This is a genomic window from Azospirillum sp. B4, from assembly GCF_000333275.1.
In the GTDB taxonomy this organism is placed as follows: Bacteria; Pseudomonadota; Alphaproteobacteria; order Azospirillales; family Azospirillaceae; genus Nitrospirillum.
Map to the genome: position 1 here is coordinate 1 of NZ_BACU01000395.1, position 3,030 is coordinate 3,030.

General features: G+C 68.7%; 2 protein-coding genes. Both read left to right on the forward strand.

Going from position 1 to position 3,030, the window contains the following annotated elements:
- Positions 1 to 1,778: 1,778 nt before the first annotated feature.
- Entirely contained in the window at positions 1,779 to 2,372 is a 594-nt protein-coding gene (locus I55_RS34575) for a hypothetical protein (RefSeq protein WP_159107223.1), read from the forward strand.
- Positions 2,373 to 2,604: 232 nt separating this feature from the next.
- On the forward strand, positions 2,605 to 3,030 hold a 426-nt coding region (locus I55_RS36070; RefSeq protein ID WP_148293802.1), incomplete at its 3' end, for a hypothetical protein.

Here is a 3,030-nt window from a genome sequence, read left to right on the forward strand (position 1 = left end):
CCTGGACCTTCGGATATCGCTGCGGGGCCAGGGCGGGTGCTGGAGCAAGGGCAGCCGTCAATGCCGACAAAAGTGGCGACCTCGCTGGGAAATACACGCAACAGGCGGGTGTTTCTACGCTACCATCGGTGCATTGTTCCGTCGATCGACCGTACCGCCCATGCCTGCCCCTGCTGCCCCCCTGGTGATCCCCTATTTCCCGGCCCGGCTGGGAACCCCGGTCACTCGACCAACGCCGGACCGGGAGCGACCGGGGTCGGGGGGCGGAGCCAACCTGCCCCACTACGAGGCCTGGCGGGAAAGCTTCGCCGTTCAGGACCAAGCCTGGGAGGAGCGCCCCGAGGCCCAGGCCCTGCGGGCGCTGCGCGGCCACGGCCGGGGCCTCCACATCGTCCTGGGGGAACCCGGGGCCGGTAAGAGCTCGCTGCTACGGCACTGGGCCGACCAAGCCCGGCCGGCGACGCCCGGCTACGGCGCCCTGGTCCCTCTGCGGCTGGAGCTGCGACGCCTGCACGGTCTCGCCGACCTCCTAGACCCGGCCCTAAAAGGCGGTGCCCTGGCCGACCGGCTCTGGGCCCTGGGCGATCCCGGCGTCCCGGGCGACGGCCGGCTCTTCCGGCCCCTGTGGCTGCTGGACGGGCTGGACGAACTGCCGGACGCCCGGCCAATGGTGGAATGGCTGGAGCGCTTCCGCACTCTGCCCGGCGCCGTGGCCGTCACCTGCCGCACCGCCGTCTGGCAGGGGGCCGGGGCGGAGTTAGCGCGATGGGCCTCGGAGCCGGTGCTGACCCTGATGCCGTTGCGGCCGGGGGAGGAGCGGGCCGCCTTCCTGGCGCCGGCCCTGGGGCAGGGCCAGGCCGCCCACCTGGTGGCGGCACTGGACCGCCATGCCGCCCTCGCCCCCCTGGCCGGCAACCCCCTGCTGCTGACCCTGGCCGCCGAGCTCTGGAGGGGGGACCCCGGTCGGCTGCCGGCCTCGCGGGCGGACTTCTACCAGCTTACTGTCGAGAACCTTTGGCACCGGCGGGTCGAGGGGCTCGCGCGGGACCGCACCCGGGCACGCGACCGTGTGCTGGAACACCTGGCCAACGCGCTGGGCCTGTCGGCTGAAGGGAAGAAGGGACTGCTTGAGGACGCCCTTGCTCAGAAAGTCGTTCACAATCCCGACGAGCTGATGGCCGCCCTGCGCGCCAGCGGCCTGCTGGTGGTGGACGACCGGCGGGGTACCGTGTCCTTCCTGCACCTGACCTTCCAGGAATATTATCTGGCGGCCTCTCTGGTGGACACTGGCGCCCTGACGGAGGTGGAACGCCACTGGGCTGACCCGCACCACGAGGAGGTCCTGGCGCTGCTGCTGGCCCGGCTGGTGGCGGCAGGCAAAGGGGNCGAAGTGGNCGACGCCCTGGCATGGCTGGTGGGGCTGGGCCAGGACCACGTCACTGATCCCCCCCTCCTGCACGGCATCNGCCGCAGCCCTCTGCGCACCGCCCTGCATCTGGTGACACGTGCCCGGCTGCGCCCTGGGACTTGGAACCGCCTGGTCGACGCTCGACGCGGCGATCGCCCCGGGATCGCTCCGGGCCCTGGCCATCGCCAGTGACCCCCTAGCGCCCCCGCCCTTCCTGGAGCGCCTGGCGGAGGATACGTTCGAAGAGGTATGGTCGGCCGCGGCCGGAAACCCATTCACCCCAGCGCCGGCCCTGGAGCGCCTGGCCGGTTCACCCGAGATGTTCATCCGGTTAGCGGTGGCTCGACACCCTTCCAGCTCGGCGAAAACCTTGGCGCGCCTAGCCTTTGATCCGCACCCGCTGGTGCGAACAGCCGCCGCCCGAGACCCCACGACGCCGGCGGCAATCCAGGAACAGCCCGAAGCCGACGAGATGATGCCTGTGGCGCAGCCTAATTCCGAGAGTCCTCCGGGACCCTTGACGGGCCTGCAGCAGCTGGCCCGCACCTATGGCCAAGACTCTTTCTGGGAACCGCCACCTTCCGCGGCGGAGAAATGGCTGTGGAAGGAAGTCGGGATAGCCAAGGACACTTCCACGCCGCTTGAAGAATTGGAGCGTTTAGCCGGGGATGCGAAGGATGACGTGCGCTGGGCAGTGGCCCAGAACCAATCTGCCTCCCGGGAACTCCTGAAACGATTAGCCAACGATGAGGATAGGGATGTGAGGGAGGCCGTAGCCGATAATCCCTCGACACCGCCCGAGGTACTGGAAGGCCTGATCCGGCATCCAGAAGAAACCGTTTGGCTGGCTGCAGTCAAGAATCCCAGCATCCTGCTGGAAAGTCTGCCCAATGAGTTCAGCCACTGGCTGAGCCTCCTGCCTAAATACCTGGGCCCCGATGACCATGATCAAGATGACGAATGAGCACACAACCAGATGCGCGGATTCAGCACGGCGCTGTGGCTGCCCAAGGAATTGGTGTGCGTCCCCGCCCTGCAGGAGGAAGGACGAGCGCTGGAGCAAGTGCCTCCGCTGAGCACCGTCAGCCGTCAAGTTCGCCAAAATGCGGCCTTGGCTAGAAATACACGCGTGCCGCGTAGTGCGTTCTCCTCTACCCTGGGGCCGCTCCCCAGTCCACCGGTTGTGCCGCCCGCCCATGCTTGTTCCGCCCCTGGTGATCCCATATTTCCCGGCCCGGTTGGGAACCCCGGTCACTCGACCAACGCCGGACCGGGAGCAACTGGGGTCGAGGGACGGAGCCAACCTGCCCCACTACGAGGCCTGGCGGGAAAGCTTCGCACCGCCGTCTTCGTCTTGGGAGGAGCGCCCCGAGGCCCAGGTCCTGGACGACCTGCGGGGCGGCGCGGGCTTCCACATCATCCTGGGCGAGCCCGGGGCCGGCAAGAGCTCGCTGCTACAGCACTGGGCCGACCAAGTCCGGCCGGCGACGCCTGGCTATGGCGCCCTCGTCCCCCTGCTGCTGGAGCTGGGACGCCTGCATGATCTGCCCGCACGTATGAAACATCCCGGTCTCCTGGACCCGACCGTGAAAGGGGCAGGCCTGGCCGATGGGCTTTGGGCG